This is a genomic window from Sphingomonas sp. BK069 (assembly GCF_014193405.1).
Classification (GTDB): domain Bacteria; phylum Pseudomonadota; class Alphaproteobacteria; order Sphingomonadales; family Sphingomonadaceae; genus Sphingomonas.
Genome location: NZ_JACHZH010000008.1, coordinates 17,702 through 35,671 on the forward strand (window position 1 = coordinate 17,702; position 17,970 = coordinate 35,671).

Annotated in this window: 17 protein-coding genes and 1 tRNA gene; 7 read left to right on the top strand and 11 right to left on the bottom strand. The window is 68.1% G+C overall.

Annotated features, from left to right (window positions below; all coding sequences use genetic code 11):
• The first annotated feature begins 1 nt into the window (after nucleotide 1).
• Nucleotides 2–1,861, top strand: a complete 1,860-nt coding sequence (locus FHY02_RS18585; protein ID WP_183925047.1) for a TniQ family protein — start codon at nucleotides 2–4, stop codon at nucleotides 1,859–1,861.
• Between the two features lie 67 nt (nucleotides 1,862–1,928).
• On the opposite strand, the gene FHY02_RS18590 is transcribed toward FHY02_RS18585, so the two are convergent.
• From FHY02_RS18590 to FHY02_RS18595, 3 genes are all read right to left on the bottom strand, one after another.
• Nucleotides 1,929–2,003 (bottom strand) — tRNA-Thr (locus tag FHY02_RS18590).
• A gap of 204 nt (nucleotides 2,004–2,207) precedes the next feature.
• Nucleotides 2,208–2,330, bottom strand: a complete 123-nt coding sequence (locus FHY02_RS23125) for a hypothetical protein (RefSeq protein ID WP_260172996.1) — start codon at nucleotides 2,328–2,330, stop codon at nucleotides 2,208–2,210.
• Nucleotides 2,309–4,108 carry an aminopeptidase P family protein gene (locus FHY02_RS18595; protein ID WP_183925049.1) on the bottom strand — a complete coding sequence of 600 codons (1,800 nt, stop codon included), beginning with the start codon at nucleotides 4,106–4,108 and terminating at the stop codon, nucleotides 2,309–2,311. Before FHY02_RS18595 ends, FHY02_RS23125 begins: the two co-directional genes overlap by 22 nt.
• A 155-nt stretch (nucleotides 4,109–4,263) precedes the next feature.
• Here FHY02_RS18595 and FHY02_RS18600 point away from each other — a divergent pair, with 155 nt between their 5' ends.
• Together FHY02_RS18600 and FHY02_RS18605 are read left to right on the top strand one after the other, a co-directional pair.
• The gene (locus FHY02_RS18600; protein ID WP_183925051.1) at nucleotides 4,264–4,833 is read left to right on the top strand and encodes an HNH endonuclease; all 570 of its coding nucleotides are present in this window, start codon (nucleotides 4,264–4,266) and stop codon (nucleotides 4,831–4,833) included.
• Nucleotides 4,834–4,870: 37 nt separating this feature from the next.
• Nucleotides 4,871–5,308, top strand: a complete 438-nt coding sequence (locus FHY02_RS18605; RefSeq protein WP_183925053.1) for a hypothetical protein — start codon at nucleotides 4,871–4,873, stop codon at nucleotides 5,306–5,308.
• A 34-nt stretch (nucleotides 5,309–5,342) separates the two neighbouring features.
• Here FHY02_RS18605 and FHY02_RS18610 read toward each other — a convergent pair whose 3' ends face one another.
• From FHY02_RS18610 to FHY02_RS18620, 3 genes are all read right to left on the bottom strand, one after another.
• Entirely contained in the window at nucleotides 5,343–6,446 is a 1,104-nt protein-coding gene (locus tag FHY02_RS18610; RefSeq protein WP_183925055.1) for an acyltransferase, read from the bottom strand.
• Between the two features lie 25 nt (nucleotides 6,447–6,471).
• Nucleotides 6,472–7,428, bottom strand: a complete 957-nt coding sequence (locus tag FHY02_RS18615) for a UDP-glucuronic acid decarboxylase family protein (protein WP_183925057.1) — start codon at nucleotides 7,426–7,428, stop codon at nucleotides 6,472–6,474.
• Nucleotides 7,429–7,706: 278 nt separating this feature from the next.
• The gene (locus tag FHY02_RS18620; RefSeq protein ID WP_311731885.1) at nucleotides 7,707–8,891 is read right to left on the bottom strand and encodes a glycosyltransferase; all 1,185 of its coding nucleotides are present in this window, start codon (nucleotides 8,889–8,891) and stop codon (nucleotides 7,707–7,709) included.
• 286 nt (nucleotides 8,892–9,177) lie between these two features.
• Between FHY02_RS18620 and xrtV the strand changes: the two genes are divergently transcribed.
• Complete coding sequence (gene xrtV / locus FHY02_RS18625) at nucleotides 9,178–10,074, top strand: exosortase V (RefSeq protein WP_260159331.1); 897 nt, start codon at nucleotides 9,178–9,180, stop codon at nucleotides 10,072–10,074.
• Nucleotides 10,067–10,774, top strand: a complete 708-nt coding sequence (gene epsI, locus FHY02_RS18630) for an exosortase-associated protein EpsI, V-type (RefSeq protein WP_183925059.1) — start codon at nucleotides 10,067–10,069, stop codon at nucleotides 10,772–10,774. The genes xrtV and epsI overlap by 8 nt, the downstream gene beginning before the upstream one ends.
• Before the next feature lie 6 nt (nucleotides 10,775–10,780).
• On the opposite strand, the gene FHY02_RS18635 is transcribed toward epsI, so the two are convergent.
• Complete coding sequence (locus FHY02_RS18635; protein ID WP_311731886.1) at nucleotides 10,781–11,044, bottom strand: XrtV sorting system accessory protein; 264 nt, start codon at nucleotides 11,042–11,044, stop codon at nucleotides 10,781–10,783.
• Nucleotides 11,045–11,119: 75 nt separating this feature from the next.
• On the opposite strand from FHY02_RS18635, the gene FHY02_RS18640 reads away from it, so the two are divergent.
• Entirely contained in the window at nucleotides 11,120–11,971 is an 852-nt protein-coding gene (locus FHY02_RS18640) for a SurA N-terminal domain-containing protein (RefSeq protein ID WP_183925061.1), read from the top strand.
• Nucleotides 11,972–12,277: 306 nt separating this feature from the next.
• Here the strand turns inward: FHY02_RS18640 and FHY02_RS18645 are convergent, their stop codons facing one another.
• Genes FHY02_RS18645 through FHY02_RS18660 form a run of 4 tightly spaced genes read right to left on the bottom strand, consistent with a single transcriptional unit; the run spans nucleotide 12,278 to nucleotide 16,369 of the window.
• Entirely contained in the window at nucleotides 12,278–13,087 is an 810-nt protein-coding gene (locus FHY02_RS18645; RefSeq protein WP_183925063.1) for a CpsD/CapB family tyrosine-protein kinase, read from the bottom strand.
• Nucleotides 13,088–13,089: 2 nt separating this feature from the next.
• Nucleotides 13,090–14,562: a GumC family protein gene (locus FHY02_RS18650; protein ID WP_183925066.1), complete on the bottom strand. Its 1,473-nt coding sequence runs from the start codon at nucleotides 14,560–14,562 to the stop codon at nucleotides 13,090–13,092.
• A complete protein-coding gene (locus tag FHY02_RS18655) occupies nucleotides 14,559–15,761 on the bottom strand; it encodes a hypothetical protein (protein ID WP_183925068.1) in 1,203 nt (400 codons plus the stop codon). Before FHY02_RS18655 ends, FHY02_RS18650 begins: the two co-directional genes overlap by 4 nt.
• 5 nt (nucleotides 15,762–15,766) lie before the next feature.
• Nucleotides 15,767–16,369 carry a polysaccharide biosynthesis/export family protein gene (locus FHY02_RS18660; protein WP_260159333.1) on the bottom strand — a complete coding sequence of 201 codons (603 nt, stop codon included), beginning with the start codon at nucleotides 16,367–16,369 and terminating at the stop codon, nucleotides 15,767–15,769.
• Between the two features lie 194 nt (nucleotides 16,370–16,563).
• Here FHY02_RS18660 and FHY02_RS18665 point away from each other — a divergent pair, with 194 nt between their 5' ends.
• Entirely contained in the window at nucleotides 16,564–17,958 is a 1,395-nt protein-coding gene (locus FHY02_RS18665; RefSeq protein WP_183925070.1) for a tetratricopeptide repeat protein, read from the top strand.
• Nucleotides 17,959–17,970: the final 12 nt, after the last annotated feature.

A 17,970-nucleotide genomic window follows, 5' to 3' on the forward strand; every position in this document is an offset into this window, starting at 1 on the left:
GGTGGGACCGGTCCTGTGGGGCGTGACGCCCATCCCGACCGAAGGACTGATGAGCCTCGTTACTCGCACGGTGACGAGGAACATCCTGCCGTCGTCACACGTCCTGCTGAGCCAGGTCGGCGCGGCGCACGCCAACAATCCAACGGCTGCGTTGCTCCCGGACCTCGACGAGGAAGGGCTGGCGCAGATCCTCCGCCAGCCCCTCGCCGAGGTCAACGCACGGCGGCATCTGCCGCGCACCGACGCGGGCTATGTCGATTTTTTCGGCAACGCTGTTCGTGCGGACGAGATCGTGTTCCGGCGCAGACGATTCGGGCCGACCGCCGTCGCCTGCTCCCCGCATGCCCGCGCCCTGTGGTCTCTGAAGACCGTCCCGTGCTGCACCGAGCACTGGGAGTATCTGGTCGACGTCTGCACTTGTGGCGAGCGACAGCGATGGCAGTCCGCCGAGCGGCTGGATCGATGCGATTGCTGTAACGCGCCGCTCGCCCAAGTTCAGGTTGAAACTGTCGATCCGAGCCTCCGAGATGGGCTGGAATTCGTCATCGGCCTCATCGACCCCGATGAGGACCGTCTCAACGCAGCGCGTGCCCAGCTGCCCCCGGAGCTTTCCGAGCTGGACGGTGGGCTGGTCTTCGAACTCGCTCTTGCGGTCATGCCGCTGACGCCGGGCGGGTTCAGGTTGGAAAGAGGCGCGGAGCCGAAAGCCGTCGACTTGCCCCGTTACGCGCAGTCTTTGGCCGAAGCCGCAGATATCGTCCGGCAGTGGCCGGAGGGGTTCATGGTCGCTTTAGGCAGAGCCTTGCGTGAACGCTCCACCTCGAAGCGGAATGTCCGCTATAAGGGAGCGGCCTATTACCTTCCTGCGCTCGACAGTGAGATGCTGCCTAGCGTCGTTCGAGCGACGATCGCCAGCGTCATGTCCCCGATCACATCGACATCGGACGGATTGCCGGAGGGTCAGATCGGCATGCGTGAGGCCGCGCTTTTGACTGGTCAGGAGGAGCGCAATCTGGCGAACGCACGTCGCCTCGGACATCTAGCGATGCGTATTTGCGTGCGTGCCAATCGGATCATTCCCACGCTGGATCGCGGCGAGATCGAGTTGATCGACGATCTGCTGCACAACCGCATCGGACCGGAGAAATTTACGCACTCGCTGCATCTGCCGCAGTATGCGATGGCGCAACTGGTCGACGAGAACCTTGTCACCTGTGTCACTCACCCATACGTCGTCGCTCACCTCGGCCCGCTGCAGGTTCACGAGTCCGAGCTCAAGAAGTTTCGCGACGCTCTCACGCGTGGAGCAACCTCAGCTGACGATATCGACAATCCCGTACCGCTGCATCGTGCAGCGCGAGCCATCGGGGGCGGCGCGAAGCCTTGGGGCAGTATCCTCCGGGACATGCTGGAACGAAATATCCCGTTTTCGATCACCGGGGGATCGACCAATCGAATCATGATCGCCTCCGGCGACGCGGCGAAATTACGAGCCAAGTACGCAAATTTGTCAGATGGCGTCCGCACGCGGTTCGTGTCGCAACGCGACGCCGCCGAGATACTGAACCTTCCCCTGAAGCACAGCCACGTCATTCATGTATCGGCTCGGCGGGGTAAGAGCGCGCACCAAATTTCTTGGGCCCGAGTCCGCAAATTGGCGAGGGACCGTATCACTCTCGCAGAACTAAGCGCACGAAGCGGCATCCACCCGACTAGGTTGGAGGGTATGCTCGAGCGGGACGGTTGCCGGCGGCACGATGCGCTTGGCTGGATGCGCCGGAAGGCGCTGACGAAGATTGCCCAATACGGAGTGGGAGGTAGGGGCGGGGGAAAGCGCGGCAGCGCTGGCCTTCGTCGCTAAGCCGTTCCCTCCTGAGGTTCGCCAAAGTGACAACAGCGAACGTCGTAAGGGACAACGTCAAGAAAAATGGTGCTGCCGGTGAGGATTGAACTCACGACCTCAGCCTTACCAAGGATGCGCTCTACCACTGAGCTACGGCAGCACTTCCGACCTCGTCGGGCGGAGGGCGCCTAAGAGACGAGCCGCCGGTGATTGTCAAGGTGCCTCGCTCGCTCTAGCGCTCTTTTCATGAGCGACCGCGATGAACGGGCGGCCCGTCTGGCCGAGCAGCTCCGCCTCAACCTGCGGCGGCGCAAGGCGCAGGCGCGCGCCGGTCAGGATGCCGACGCCGCCCCATGCCCGCCGGTCAGCCCCCCGCCGCTCGATGACCCAGCGTGAAGGCCAGCGACAGCACCTGCCACACGCTCACCGATGCCGCGCCGAACAGCGCGCCTACCCCCGCCACGATCAGCGCGTGATGCGCGTACACCTTGCCTCTAGCCATATCGCGTCGTCTCCCCCCAGCACCGGCGCGAGCGTCGCCGCGACGCGGTGATGATAGGCATTGATCCACGTCAGCTCGGCGTCGGTCAAGAGAGCGGGGTCGATCAGGTCGCGGTCGATCGGCGCCAGCGTCAGCGTCTCGAAGCCGAGCATCGGGGAATCACCGCCGGGCAGCGCGCGCTCCACCACCAGCAGCAGGTTCTCGATGCGGATGCCGTACGCGCCCGCCTTGTAATAGCCGGGCTCGTTCGAGAGGATCATGCCGGGCAGCAGCGGCTCGGCCGGGCCGCCGCCCGGGTAGCTCGGCTTGGCGATCCGCGCCGGCCCCTCGTGCACCGAGAGATAGCTGCCGACGCCGTGACCGGTGCCGTGCGCATAGTCGAGCCCGGCGTCCCACAGCGGCCGTCGCGCAAGCGAGTCGAGCTGACCGCCGTTGGTGCCGCGCGGGAAGGTCGCGGTGGCGAGAGCGATATGCCCCTTGAGCACGCGCGTGAACCGGTCGCGCATCTCCTCGCTCGGCGGACCGATCGGGACGACGCGGGTGACGTCGGTGGTGCCGTCCTCATACTGGCCGCCCGAGTCGATCAGGTAGAGCTGTCCCGGCTCGATAGGCAGGCTCGACTCGGGCGTGACGCGGTAGTGCGGGATCGCGCCGTGCGGCCCGGTCGCCGAGATCGCGTCGAACGACTGGTCGCGCAGCAGCCCGCCCTCGGCGCGGAAGGCGAGCAACCGCTCGGCGGCGGACAGCTCGGTGACGCCGCCGCGCGGCGCCGCGTCGGCGACCCAGCGCAGGAAGCGGGTCAGCGCCGCGCCGTCGCGCAGCGAGGCGGCGCGATGGCCCGCGATCTCGACCGGGTTCTTGGTGGCGCGCGGCAGCACGGTCGGGTCGCGCAGCGGCAGCACGGTGCCACCGGCGCGCTCGATGCGGTCCGCGATCGCCGCGACCGCGAGCGCGGGATCGATCGCGACGCGCTTGCCCGCGAGCGAGTCGAGCGAGGCGGCGAAAGCGGTGCGGTCGTGCACCCGCACCGCGTTGCCGAGATGCTCGGTGACCTCAGCCGTCATCTTCTCGGGCGCGACATAGAGATCGGCGGTGCCGTCGGCGTGCGCCACCGCATAGGCGAGCGCCACCGGGGTGCGCGCGACGTCGGCGCCGCGCAGGTTGAGCAGCCAGGCGATCGAGTCGAGCGCGGTGATCACGGTGGCGTCCGCGCCGGCGCCGGCGAGCCAGTCGGCCACGTCGGCGCGCTTGGCGGCGGCGGCGCGCCCGGCGAGCCGCTCGGGGTGGACCGCCAGCGGGGCGGGGGAGGGAGCCGGGCGGTCGGCCCAGATCGAGTCGATCGGATTGCGCTCGACCGCGACCAGCTCGGCGCCCGCCCCGGCGAGCGCGGCGCGCGCCTCCTCGACCCACCCGCGGGTGTGGAGCCACGGATCATAGCCGACGCGCCTGCCCGCGCCGGCATGCTCACCGAGCCAGGCGGCAACGTTGCTCTCGGGCACGCTCACGAACGACCAGTCCGCGTCGGAGACCTGCTCCCGCACCTGGATCGTGTAGCGGCCGTCGGTGAAGATCGCGGCCTTCTCCGCCAGCACCACCGCCGTGCCGGCCGAGCCCTCGAAGCCGGTGAGCCACGCCAGCCGCTGCGCGTAGTCGCCGACATATTCGCTCATATGCTCGTCGGTCAGCGGCACGACGAAGCCGTCGAGGCGCTCGCGCACAAGCTGGTCGCGGAGCGCGCGGAGGCGCGCGGAGGGGGTCGGCATGGACGGCATCCGGTGTGGAGAGACGAAGCCGCGTGGCGTGCCACAGCCGCGGTGTGGCGACCAGTCTTGAAGCCGCGGAGTCGGGCTGTCATCATGTCGTCACGCCGCTGCGCGACAGCGCCGGCGCGAGTAAGAGGTAAGGGAGACGTTCAAGCGTGTTCCATCCCGACCTGATCCGGCATCCGGACAGCTGCCCGACGTTGGTGCTGAACGCCGATTACACGCCGCTGTCTTATTATCCCCTCAGCATCTGGCCGTGGCAGACCGCGGTGAAAGCGGTGTTCCTCGATCGCGTCGACATCGTCGCGCATTATGAGCGCGAGGTGCGCAGCCCCAATCACGTGATGCGGCTGCCCTCGGTGATCGCGCTCAAGCAGTTCGTGCGGCCGTCGCAGTTTCCCGCCTTCACGCGCTTCAACCTGTTCCTGCGCGATACGTTCGCCTGCCAATATTGCGGCAGCAACGCGCGCGAGCTGACGTTCGATCACGTCGTGCCGCGCGCGCAGGGCGGACGTACGACCTGGGAGAATGTCGTCACCGCCTGCGCGCCGTGCAACCTGAAGAAGGGCGGCCGCACCCCGCGCCAGGCGCATATGCCGCTGGCGATCGAGCCGATCCGCCCGACCAGCTGGCAGCTGCAGGAGCACGGCCGCCGCTTCCCGCCGAATTATCTGCATGAAAGCTGGCACGACTGGCTCTACTGGGACGTCGAGCTCGAGGCGTGACGCGTCGCGGCTGACACACACGGGAGTTTCGCGGCGCATGCGGTGGCAGATGATGGTGGCGGGGGCCGTGCTGCTCGCCGCCTGCTCGAAGGAGAACGCGGAGGACGCGGCGGATCCCGCGGTGCTGGCGAATTATGTGCCGCCGTTCGTGATGTCGCGGCTCGACTATGGCGGCGTGGTCGAGCGCCGATTCCGCCGGCTCGACGTCAACCACGACGATCATCTGACCCCCAACGAGCTGCCCAAGCGGCTCGCCGATCGATTCGCCGAGATCGATCGCGACAAGGACGGCCGCATCTCCAACGACGAGTGGAGTTCGTGGATGCTGGCGCGCTTCGACCAGCAGGACGCCAACCATGACGGCACCGTCACCAGCGACGAGCGCGAGCGCGCGCGCGAGCAGAAGGAGATGGATTTGCCGACCCCGTCTGAGGAGCCGGAGAACAACATGACGTCGGGCGACCGGCCGAGCTAATCCGCACGCCAGGCCGAGCGACCGCGTTCTGCCGCTACGGCAATGGCGCCGCCCTGCGGCGTGCGAGCAGATGCCGCCGCAACAGCCGCAGCATCGGTCGCTCGACATGATCGAACGCAAGCACCGCGATCAGCACGGCGGCGACGGTGGTGACGATGGTCAGCGCGACGATCCCGCCGGTCGTTCCCCGCAGCAGCGACAAGGGGGTGAGCAACACCATGTCGATCAGCAGGATGTGCGACAGGTAGAGGAAATAGGAGCCGTCTCCGAGATAGGCATAGCGGCCCAGCCGGCGCGGGAACCGGCCGCCGGCCTCATAGCCCACCGCGCCCGCGAGCAAGAGCACACTGGGAGCTCCCCAGGCGATCAGCGTGGGCGCGCGTTCGGGCCCGGTCAGGAGCGTCGCGGCGAAACCGACCAGCGCGAGCAGCAGCAATGCGCGCGCCGGTCGGGCGAGCCAGGCCGGACGTTCGATCGCGACATAGCCGACCCAGGCACCGGCCACGAACTCGAGAAGCAGCGGGTTGCGGATCAACGGCGCGATCGGCGCACCGGGCAACAGCACGCTGCTCGCGACACACAGCAGGAAGAATCCCGTCATCGCCAACAGCCCGGTGCGCAGCCCGAGCGTCATGAACAGGCAGAAGCAAAGATAGAAATACATCTCGAACGCGAGCGTCCACGCCGGCCCGATCACCAGTGACGCGTCATCCGGCGTGAGCAGCAGCGCGCCCGCGAGCTCTCCCGCGCTCAGATGATAGCCGAGGCCCGGCACGATGGCGTGAAAGGCCAGGTAAGCGGCGGCCACCAGCCAATAGATCGGATAGATGCGCAGGAGCCGCTTAACCAGGAAGTCGCTCGCGGAGAACCGTCCGGCATCGCGGCAATAGGACGTGTACACCATCACGAAGCCGCTGATGCAGAAGAAGACGTGCACGCCCGACGCGCCGGCATCGAACAGATAGCTGAGCAGCCACGGATGCCCCGCCGCGTCACGCGCGAAGGTCAGGTGCGCGTGGTACAACACCACCGCCAGCGCCGCGACGAAGCGCAGCAGCTGGATCGAGACGATCGTGCGCCCGAGCTGTGGCTCGGCGGCGTGGGCGGCGTGCGCCCGCACCGCCGAGTCGAGGCTCATTGGCCGATCCCGCAAAACGGAAGCGTCACGCGGCATAGTCGCGGAAATAGTCGATGGTGCGCTGCAGCCCCTCGCGCAGCTGGACCGTCGGCTCCCAGCCGAGCTTCGACTGTGCCAGCGCGATATCGGGCTTGCGCTGCATCGGGTCGTCCTGCGGCAGCGGGCGATAGTCGAGCGTCGAGGACGAGCCGGTCAGCTCGATCACCAGCTCGGCCAGTTCGCGGATGGTGAACTCGTTGGGGTTGCCGATGTTGACCGGGCCGGCGAAGCCCGGCTCGCTGCCCATCAGCCGGAGGAAGCCCTCGATCAGGTCGTCGACGAAGCAGAAGCTTCGCGTCTGCGAGCCGTCCCCGTACAGCGTGATCGGCTCGCCCTTGAGCGCCTGCATGATGAAGTTGGACACAACGCGACCGTCCGCCGGATGCATGCGCGGGCCGTAGGTGTTGAAGATGCGCACCACCTTCACGTCCAAGTTCATCTGGCGGTGATAGTCGAAGAACAGCGTCTCGGCGCAGCGCTTGCCCTCGTCATAGCAGGAGCGAATGCCGATCGGGTTGACGTTGCCCCAATAGTCCTCCTTCTGCGGATGGACGTGCGGATCGCCGTAGACTTCACTGGTCGATGCCTGAAATACCTTGCACTTCAATCGCTTGGCGAGGCCCAGCATGTTGATCGCGCCGATCACCGAGGTCTTGGTGGTCTGCACCGGATCATATTGATAGTGGATCGGCGAGGCGGGGCAGGCGAGATTGTAGATCTCATCCACCTCGACGTACAGCGGGAAGCACACGTCGTGGCGCAGGAACTCGAAGCGCGGGTTGCCGTGCAGATGGTCGATGTTGCGCTTGGCACCGGTGAAGAGATTGTCGACGCACACCACTTCGTCGCCGCGGTCGAGCAGGCGATCGATCAGGTGCGAGCCGAGGAAGCCGGCGCCGCCGGTGACGAGCACGCGCTTCCGCGACTGATAGTTGCGCGACATAGACGGTGAAACTCCTTGATAGCGCCGGCCGGCGCCCGGCCGACCGCCGGGCGCGTGCTTGTGCCAATGATCCCGCGCGCCGACAAGGAAGCTTTCAGACAAAGCCGTCATCACGTCGTCGACGCTGGCCAAGCATGGCGGCGAATGACTAAGGGATCATTGATGCAGTGCCTTCCGATCCTCGACGGCTGGCGCGCGCTGAGCATCCTGCTGGTGATCGCGAGGCATCTGCTGCCGGCCGATGATCGAGCTCGGCAAGCGGGTCGAGCGCCGCTGGCTTAGCGCGCGCGCAGCCAGGAGGTCGGGCGGCCGCCGAGCAGCTTGAGGTAGAGCGGGATTTTCCACAGCACGTAGAGGGGCAGCCGCGCCGCCGCTCCGGCCGAGAGAAACGGCCGTCCGACACGCCGCCACGCGACCCACAAGGCTATCGCGGCGGCGGTCAGCGCGGCGGCGAGCAGCAGCGCCGGCCAGGGCGAAGCGCCGGCGAGCACGAGCAGCCCGGTTACCAGCAGAGCCGCGAGATCGAACATCAGCAGCAGCGTCAGCGGCGGAATGGCGAGGCTCAGCCCGGCCCATAGAGCGCGCGCGTCGCCGCGGCGCAGCGCGGCGCCCATCGCCGGAAGCGCGCGGGTCAGCGAGGTCGCGAGAAAGCCGCCTTCCCAGCGCTGGCGCTGCTGCAACGTGCCCTCGGCACTGCTCGCCGCGCTCCACACCGTCGCCTCGGGGACGTAGCGCGGCAACTTGCCGCGCCGTGCGAGGTCGAGCCCGAGCGCGAGGTCCTCGACGATGTCGGAGGTGGCAAGTGGTGCGTCGCGGAAGATCGGCCAGGGGAACGCCATGCCCGTGCCGGTGAGATTGGCACGCCCGGCCAACCGCGCAAGTCCGCCCTGCCGCACCAGATTCTTGATGACGAACGCGAAGTTCGAGACCTGCACCATCGGCGCGGCGGTCAGGTCGGGGGCGAGCAGGTTGGTCGCCTGCACCGGTCGCTCGGTCGCGCGCGCCGCCATCGCGAGCAGCGAGGCCCGGTCGGTGGCGCCGTCCGCGTCGAGCACCATCACCACCGCGGGCTGATCCTCGAGAGCGCGTGCCGCGATCTGGTCGCGCGCGTGCGCCAGGGCATAGCCCTTCCCGCGGCGCGACGGATCGTCGCGGCGGGTCACGCGCGCGCCGGCCGCGGCGGCGATGGCGGCAGTGTCGTCGCGGCAATTGTCGGCCACCACCAGCAGTTCGAACCCGGGCGGCAGCTCAGGGAGCAGGCGCGTCACCGTCGCGGCGATGATCGGGCCCTCATCGTGCGCGGGCATGACGATCACCGCGCGCGGGGTGACGTCGGTCGGCGCAGGGGAGGCGGGCGAGCGCAGCCCCGCGCTTACCTCGATCACGAAGGCCGCGGTGAGCGCCAGTAGCGGCGCCGCGACGAGGGCGGCGACGACGGTCGCGATCACTGCCACTGCTGTCACTCGCTTCTTCCCCTGAACGCCGCTCATCCGAGCGCGGCCGCGGCTGTAGCGCAGCGGTGCGCGCGCTGGCCACTAGCTTGTCGCTGGTGAGTGTCCGGTAAATGCCGCGTTAGCCCTATACCGTGCCACTTTCGTCAATCAGCGCCAGCGCATGGTCGCCTCGGTCAGTTGCGAGCGGGTGGTTTGATGTTTATGCCCAGGTCCGCCGGAAGGGGTCGCCGGTGCCGCGTCGGTATGTGCCCGCTCGTCGAGTTCGATAAAGGTGAATAGTCAGCATAGTGCGACCTTGTCGACCGCAGCCGAGCTGGAACGGCCGCGCGGCCGGCCCGCGCCGCGTCTTCCCTCGCTGTCGCTGTCGGCCTGGCTGCTGCTGATCGGCTGCGTCGCGCTGGCGCTCCCGACGATGATCACGGTGGCGCGCTTCAGCTGGTCGACCGAGCAGGGCGGCCACGGTCCGCTGGTGCTCGCCACCGGGCTGTGGCTGCTGTGGCGCGAAGTGCCCGGCGTGTGGCCGATGCGGCGGCCCGGCTCGGGGATGGTGGTGGCGCTGCTGCTGCCGATCTGCCTGCTGCTCTATCTAGTGGCGCATATCACCGGCATCATCGAGATCGAGGGCTTCGCGCTCTACGGCGCGCTGCTCGTGGCGGCCTATGCGCTCTTGGGTGGCGCGGTGCTGCGCGAGCTGTGGTTCCCCATCGTCTATCTCGGCTTCGTCTTCCCGCCCCCCGATCAGGTGGTGGCGGTGATCACCCAGCCGCTCAAGATCGCGATCTCGGAGCAGGCGGTGAACCTGCTCTATGCGCTCGGCTACCCGATCGGCAGCTCGGGGGTGACGATCCAGATCGCGCAATATGACCTGCTGGTGGCGGCGGCCTGCGCTGGGCTGAACTCGATCATCAGCCTCACCGCGATCTGCCTCTTCTACATCTACGTGCGGCACCAGGCGAACTGGCGCTACGCCGCGCTGCTGATGCTGACGATCGTGCCGATCGCGATCTTCGCCAACTTCATCCGTGTGATCCTGCTGATCCTCATCACCTATTACTTCGGTGACGCGGCGGCGCAGGGCTTCGCGCACGATTTCGCCGGGCTGGTGATGTTCCTGGTCTCGGTGCTCACCATCTTCGCGATCGACGCGTTGGCGACTCCGCTGCGCCGCGCGCTGGGGAACGGCCATGACTGAGGCGAGCGGCTTCGCGCTGCCCGAGACGCGCCTGCTCGACCGGCGCCGCGCGCTGCTGGGCGGCGCCTTCCTGCTCACCGCGGGCGTCGCCGCGGCGCGGGTGCCGGGCAACCACATCGACCTGCTCGGCAAGCGCAAGCTCGACGCGTTGATCCCGGCGCACGTGGGTCCCTGGTCCTTCTTCTCGAAGAGCGGGCTGGTGACGCCACCGCCCGACCAGCTCTCAGACCTGCTCTACTCGCAGTTGCTCACGCGGGTGTACCTGGCGCCGGACCAGCTGCCGGTCATGCTGCTGATGGCGCAGAGCAGCGGCCAGACCGGCGTGCTCCAGGTCCACCGTCCCGAATATTGCTACCCCGCGGGCGGCTTCACGCTGACGGACAAGGCGGTCCGCTCGGTACCGCTGCCCGGCGGCGAGCTCGACGCGACCGTGATGACCGCCAGCGCCGACAATCGTGTCGAGCAGCTGATGTACTGGACGCGTGTCGGCCGTGACATGCCGCTCAGCTGGGCGCAGCAGCGCTGGTCGGTCGCGCGCGCCAACCTGCGCGGCGACGTGCCCGACGCGATGCTGGTGCGGATATCGACGCTGACTCACGATCGCGACGCCGGTCTGGCGACGCTGGCGGCGTTCACGCGCGCGCTCTTCGCCGCGGTGCCCGCCGACGTGCGCCGGGTGCTCGACAGCGCCGCCGGCTGAGCCGCCTCACGAGCGGCGGCTGGGCAGGTCGATCGGCTTCAGGACGAGGAGGATGAAGATCAGGTTGGCGACGATCAGCGCGACTGCGAGCAGATGCTGACCCGAATTCCCAAAATAATTGGCGAGCGCGCAGATCACCGCGCCCGCCAGATAGGCAAGCATCGAGTCCTGCCGGTCGCTGGAAACAGATCGTTGCAGAAACAGCACGACAAGGCCGGCGAAAATGGCCAAAGTCACCCAATCGTAAGCAGTTTCCATCCGGCGGTCCAATCCTTGACGCGGTAGCGGTACAGCAAATCCGCAGCTTGTGCTAGGTAGGCCATCAACAGTGAAAAGGGGATTGAGATGTTCAGGCGTGGGACTTTGATCGCGGCGAGCTCGCTCGCGCTGCTCGCGGCGGGGTGCGACCGCAAGCCCACCGGGCAGTCGGTCGCGGTGGTGAACGGGGACGAGATCTCGATCGGCGAGCTCAACGCCGAGCTGCAGCAGGCCAACGTGCCGCAGGGCGCCGACCAGAAGGCGGTGCGCGCACAGCTGCTGCAGAATATCATCAGCCGCCGCCTGCTCGCGCAGGACGCGCGCAAGAACGGCGTCGACAAGACACCCGAGTTCCTCAGCCGCCAGCGTCGCCTCACCGACGAGTTGCTGATCGCGATGAACGCCGAGCGCCAGAACGGCAGCCAGAAGCTGCCCGACCAGAAGGCGGTCGACCAGTTCATTGCCGCCAACCCGCAGGCCTTCGCGCAGCGCCAGGTGCTCGCGCTGCAACAGATCGCGATCGATCCGCCGAGCGATCCCAAGGCGCTGGAGCCGCTCAAGGACGCGCACTCGCTCGACGCGGTGGCGGCGGCGCTGACCAAGCTCAACATCCCGTTCACGCGTACGAGCGGCCGGCTCGACACGGCCAGCGTGCCGCCCGAGGTGCTCAAGCGCATCCTCGCGCTACCGTCGACCGAGCCGTTCGTGCTGCCAGCGGGCGGCAAGCTGTTCGCCAACGTGATCGTCGGGCGCGAGCCGGTGGCGATGTCGGCGGACGACATGCGCAAGGCCGCGCTCGGCGCGCTGCGCAAGCAGAATGAGGAGAAGAGCCTGAACGATCAGGTGAAGCAGCTCCGCTCGACCGCGAAGATCGAGTATCAGCCGGGCTATGCCCCCGCGCCGACCGGCGCGGCCGCGCCGGCCGCGGCCGCCAAGTAAGGTGGGGGCGGCGGCGTCAGGTGGCGCCGCCGCTCGTCCGTAGTTCTGCGGCCCTGAGTGTGGGTGCGTGTAGCGCCTATGGCATCGGGCCGCGGCGTTCGAAGGAGCGCGCCGGACCGCCACATTCTTGTCGTTATGACGCCGTCGTCATCCCGGCCTTGAGCCGGGGTCATGGTTCCGCAAGAACGACGGTTCGTTCGAGCGCGGTTCGACGGATCCCGGCTCAAGGCCGATGACGAGGTGTTTCGACCGACGCAGGACGCCGCCGGCGGCGATCGGTCAGATCGCCGATACCAGCCCTGCCGCTTACTTATAATAGTCCGCGTAGCCGGCGCCGTAGCCATAACCGTAGCTGTCGGCGAGCAGCCCGCCGTCGAAGCGGTTGAGCACCACGCCGGCGCAGGGCGCCTGGTCGAGCACGTGGAGCGCGTCCTTGACCTGCTTCTTGGTCGTGCGACCTTCCTCGACTACCATGATGAAGGCGTCGAGCTTGGTCGTCACGATCGTCGCGTCGTCGTTGGCGAAGACGGGCGGCAGGTCGCACAGGAAGATCGAGGGCGCGGTGACCGCACGCATCGACGCGATCGCGCGCTCCATCCGCGACGAGGCGAGCAGCTCGGCCGAATGCGCCGGGGCGCGGTCGGTCGGCAGGATCATCAGCCGCTCACCCTGCGGGTGGCAGGCGATCGCACCCAGCGAGTCGACGTCGCCCTCGAGATAGTCGCGCATGCCGCGCTCGACCGGGATGCCGAAGTTATAAGCGATCGAGCCGCGGCGCAGGTCGAGGTCGACGAGATAGGTGTCGAGCCCCGGGGTACGCGAGAGCGCCGCCGCCAAGTTGGTGGCGCAGAACGACTTGCCCACCGCCGGGGTCGCCGAGACGATGCCGAACAGCCGCCAGCCCTTGTGCCGCTGCAGCTTGAGCAAGCGCGAGCGCAGCATGTTGAACGGGCGGGAGCGCACGTCGCGGCTGTCGAAGCCGTAGATGCCGCGCTGCTTCGCCTCCGCCGTGGACCAGGCGAACTCGGCGCTTTGGTCCAGCGCGGGGAAGGTCTCGCCCGCGAACGGTGCGAACTCGGGCTTGGTCATGGGAATGGCCTTGAGCATGTCGGTCATCTTCACAGCGCTCCGCCGGACTCGGCGGCAAGACGGGGTTTGCGGCGGAACGGCAGCCCGGGCAGCCAGCGGCGGCGCTTCTGCCCCGGCGCGAGGTCCGGCGTGAAGGTGGGCACCACCGTCAGCGTCTCGAGCCCGAGCGCCTTGAGCTGGTCGACGCCGCGGATCGGGCGCATCAGGAACTCGAGTGCCAGTGCGAGCACCAGGCCGAGGCCAAGGCCGCCCGCGACGCCGCCGCCGATCAGCATCAGGCGGTTGGGCGAGACCGGGTGGTCGGGTGCCGCAGGGGGATCGACCACGGTGAGCCGCTCGCCCTTCTGCTCCTGCGCCATGCGCGCCGAGTTCTGCGCGCGCAGCACGTTGCCGGTAATGTCCTTCAGCTGGTCGCGCAGGCCGCTGGCGCGTGCCTCGAGCTGGTTGACCTGCTCCAACACGACCGGCGCGCGCGACGAATTGGCGAGGCTGGCCGAGGCGCGCGCGTTGTCGCTGGCGCGATAGGATTCGAGCTGCGCGATCTGCGCGTTGTTGGCCTGGATCTGGCTCTGCACCAGCGCGGTGTCGGACGTGTCGCCCTGCGACTTGGCGATCTCCTGCGCCTGCGCCAGCCGCGCCCTGGCGCGGATCACGTCAGGGTGGCCCTCGTTATACACCGCCCGGGCGGCGATCAGCGCCTGCTCGGCCTGCTGCACCAGCGGGTCCTTGCCGCCGGACTTGCGCGATTGCGCCAGCAGCGCGCGATTCTCGCTCTGCAACTGCGCTATCTGCGCGCTGTAGCCGCTGCTGTTCGAGGGCATGACAATGCCGCCCGACGACAGCGCGAGGCCGTTGCGCGCCTTGAGCTGGGTGATCTGACCCTCGATCTGGCCGATCTGGTCCTGTAGCTTGCGCGACTGGTCCTGGAGGAAGTCGACCGTGTTGGTCGCCTGCGCCGCCATGGTGGTCGCGTCGATCTCGAGGAAGCGGCTGACGATGCTCTGCATCACTGCCTGCGCCTTGGCGGGATCGGCGTAGTCGAAGCTCATCGTGAAGGCGATCGTGCTGGTGCCGCCGTTCTGCGCCTGCTGGCCCTGGCCGATGTCGCCGCTCACCGCCTGCACCGCGGTGGCCTTCTGCATCGTCTCGACGATCTCGGACAGCGGCTTGGAGCGCCGCTCCTTCTCGTACAGATTGTTCTGCTCGATCAGCGCGATCAGGTCGCCGCGGCTGAGCACCTGCTCGCGGATCTTGGCGATGCGCTGGTCGATGATCGTCGTCAAAGGCGAGCTCACCAGCGTCGAGGGCAGCTCCTGCGACTCGACCAGCAGTGTCGCCGACGAGCGGTACATCGGCGGCAGCAGCAGCGCGAGCGCCACCCCGATCGTGGAGAGCACCACGAAGGGGACGATGATCAGCCAGCGGCGCTGCCACAGGATCGTGGGGATATAACCGAAGAAGCCGCCGCCGCCCTCTTCCTCGTTCGTGTCGACGTCACTCACTGCGTATCGCCCCATCTCGCTCGCACGAATACCTTGACGTTCAGGTCCGACGGCCAGTCTCGCCCGCCGCCGGTTGCCCGTCGATAGCCGCCCGTAACGCCGCCGAAGAGGCGCCGCGAGAAGCCATGCTCGTAACTTGCACCACCAGTGATGAAGGAGGCGTTGCGCGCCTGCAGAAGATTCGACGTTTCCTGCACGCGCGAGTAATCGACCGACGCACGCACCACGTCATTCTCACGGACCTGGTACGAATAGTCCAAGCCGGCGCCCTGGCGCTTGGAGATGTCACCGAAGCCGGTCGGCTGCGCGTCCGAATAGGCGCGGAAGCAGGTGTTGCTGCGCTGCCCCGCCTTGCACGCGAAGACATTGCCCGAGACGCCGGTCGAGTGCGTCGTTCCCAGCGGCGTGCGCGAGGTGATGAACAGCGCGCCGAGCGCGGCCGTCACCGTGACCGAGGAGCTGAACTGGTGGGTCAGCGTCACCTGCGGCTGGTAGAAAGCGCCCGAGGTGCGCTGGCGCTCGAAGCTGGTCCACGACCCCGAGCCCTGGAGCCCGACGCTGGTGCGCGCCGACACCGCGTGCGACCAGCCGAGCGTCGCCGACTTGCTGGTGGACGAGGTCAGGAGGCTGCTGTCGGCATAGCTGATCCGGCTGGCGCGCAGCTCGCCGTTGACCGTGTCGCGCGTGCTGATTCGCAGGTCGGCGCCGACCGCGGCGACCAGGCTCTTCTGGCGCTGACGCAGGCCGAGCAGCGCGATATCGGGCGTGCCGAGATCGGGCGGCAGCGACGGATCGAGCACGCCGACGAGGCCATAGCTGCTCTGGCCGATGATCGAGCTGTCATAGCTCACCACCGCATGCGCGTTGAAGGTCTGGCTGAGCTGACGCCGCGCGCGCGCCTCGACGCCATAGCTGTCGGCCGAGTCGTACCGCGTGAAATAATCGGTGCGGCGGTAGTAGGCGCTCAGCGCGGCCTCGCCCTTCTCGTCGAGGCGGACGAGCTGGGGCGTGATCGACAGTTCGGTGAAGGCGCTGCCCGTGTCATTGTCGTCGATCACGAACGGGTTGGTGGAGTATCCGACCCCCGCCTGACCGTCGACGATGAAACGCGTGGTCTGCGCGTCGGCCAGCGCCGACGGCAGCACCGCCAGCGCGGCGCCGAGCGGCAGCGCCACGCCGGCGCGAAGACGACGGGTCATGCTACTCACGGGACGATCACCGTGTCACCGCCGCGCACCAGCGGCAGCGACTCGTTCGACAGATTGTCGGTCGAGCCGCGCATCAGGTCGCTGAGCCGCACGCGCACCGCCTGTGCGCCCGTCGGCGTCTTGCGCAGGATCACGACGTTGCCGAGCGACGCGAACTCGGTCGGGCCGCCGGCGAAGCTGAGCGCCTCGAGCACGTTGACGTAGCGGCCGGGGTTGAAGGAGCCCGGCGAGCGGACCTTGCCCAGCACCGAGAATTGCATGCCCTGCGGCGTCTTCACCGAGACGGTCACCTGCGGCACGGCGGTGCGATACTGGCCCTCCAGCCCCTTGGTGATGCGCGCCTCGATCTCGCTGGGTAGCGCGTTGAGCGCGTCGACCTTGCCGACGAGCGGGAAGGAGAAGGTGCCGTCGGGCAGGACTCGGACGGTGCGCTGGAGACGCTCCTCGCCCCACACGAAGATGTCGAGCTCGTCGCCCGGGTTGATGCGATAGGCCGCGAGCGCCGCGGCCGAGCCGCCGGTGCCCGACTGCGCCGTCGCGGGCACGGCCCCGATCAGCGCCAAGGCCATCACTGCCCCGGACAGTAGCTTATTCACCATTCCCTTGACCCCCTAACTACTAAGGCCTGATCCACAAATCGATCGGCGCGCGCCACGAGTTTATTTGATCGCTCGTCCCATATCGAGTAACGGGCGCAGCGTCAGCCGCCTTACCGCATTTTCCTTTCCATGTACGCACGAGATTGTTGAGTATGTGCAGCATTCTGGTGCGTCGAACGAAGCGGTCGGGCCGCGTGGCGCTGTTGTTAACGCTGATCACCCTGGCCGCCTGCCGCGCGCCGGAGGAACGCGCCGCGCGCTATGCCGGCATGTACGAGGCGGCGCTGGCGGGAAACGATCCCTGGACCGCCCGGCTGGCGATGCAGCGCGCGGTCGCGATCGATGATTCGAACCCGCAATATTGGGCGGCGCTCGGTCGCGTGCAGCTGACCTTGGGCGACTATGCCGGTGCCTTCGCCGCGTTCGTCCGCTCCAACGAGCTCGATCGCTCCAACGCCAACGTGATCCAGACGCTCGCCGACCTCGCCGCGCTGAGCGGGCGGGTGGAGGACGCGCGGCGCTACGCCAATCAGGTGTTGCTGCTGCTGCCGAGCGACCCGGCGCCGCAGGCCACGCTCGGCTTCGTCGCGTTGCACGACCGCGATTTCGACTCCGCGCTCAAGCGCGCCGACACGGTGCTCGCCAGCCGCCCCGAGGACTCGAACGCCACCATCCTGAAGGCGCGCGCGCTGGCCTCGAGCGGCGATCCCGACGCATCGCTGAAGCTGCTGACCGCTTTCACCGCCGCGCATCCCCGCGACGGTGCCGCGCTCGACACGATGGTGACGGTGGCCCGGCGCTTCAATCGGCTGCCGTCGCTCGCCGCGGCGCGCGAGAAGCTCGTCGCGCTGCGCCCGCACGATGCGGCGGGGCGCGTCGCCTATGCCGAGACGCTCTACGCGCTGGGTCAGCACGACCGGGCGCGGGCGCTGACCGAGCGGCTGGTCCGCGGCGGCGACTATGGCGACTCACTGGTCGACGTGCTCGCGCTGTGGCGCCGCTACGAGCCGCGCGATTGGAGCGTGCCGACCGTGCGCACGCTGGCCGCGGCGGCGACGCCGCGCGACCGGCTGCGCTACGCCTATTTGCTGATGCTGATCGGCGCGGCCGACACCGCCGAGTCGCTGGTGGCGCCGCTGGCGAAGCCGCCGGTGACCGCCGCCAACGCGTCGGTGCTGGCCTTGCTGGCGCAGATCCGCGCGACTCGGGGACGTGACAGCGAGGCCGAGTCGCTGCTCAACCAGGTGCTCGCCTTCGATCAGAGCAACGTGGTCGCGCTGCGCGCGCGCGCCGATCTGTACCTGCGCACCGGGCGCGGGCGGCAGGCGGTGTTCGACGCGCAGAAGCTGGTGGCGGAGAAGACTCGCGCGCCCGACGATCGGGTGCGACTCGCCCGCGCCTACCGCCAGGCGGGGCAGCCGCAGCTCGCCGAGAACGCGTTGCGTGGCGGCCTGCAGGACATTCCCGCCGATCCGCTGCTCTATGGTGAGCTGCGAGATTTTCTGGTCGCGACGGGGCGCAGCGACGAACTCGACGGATTGGGTCAACAATTTGTAGAGCAGCAGCGACTAGCACGGTTGCAGTGGTGAGATATTCTCGCG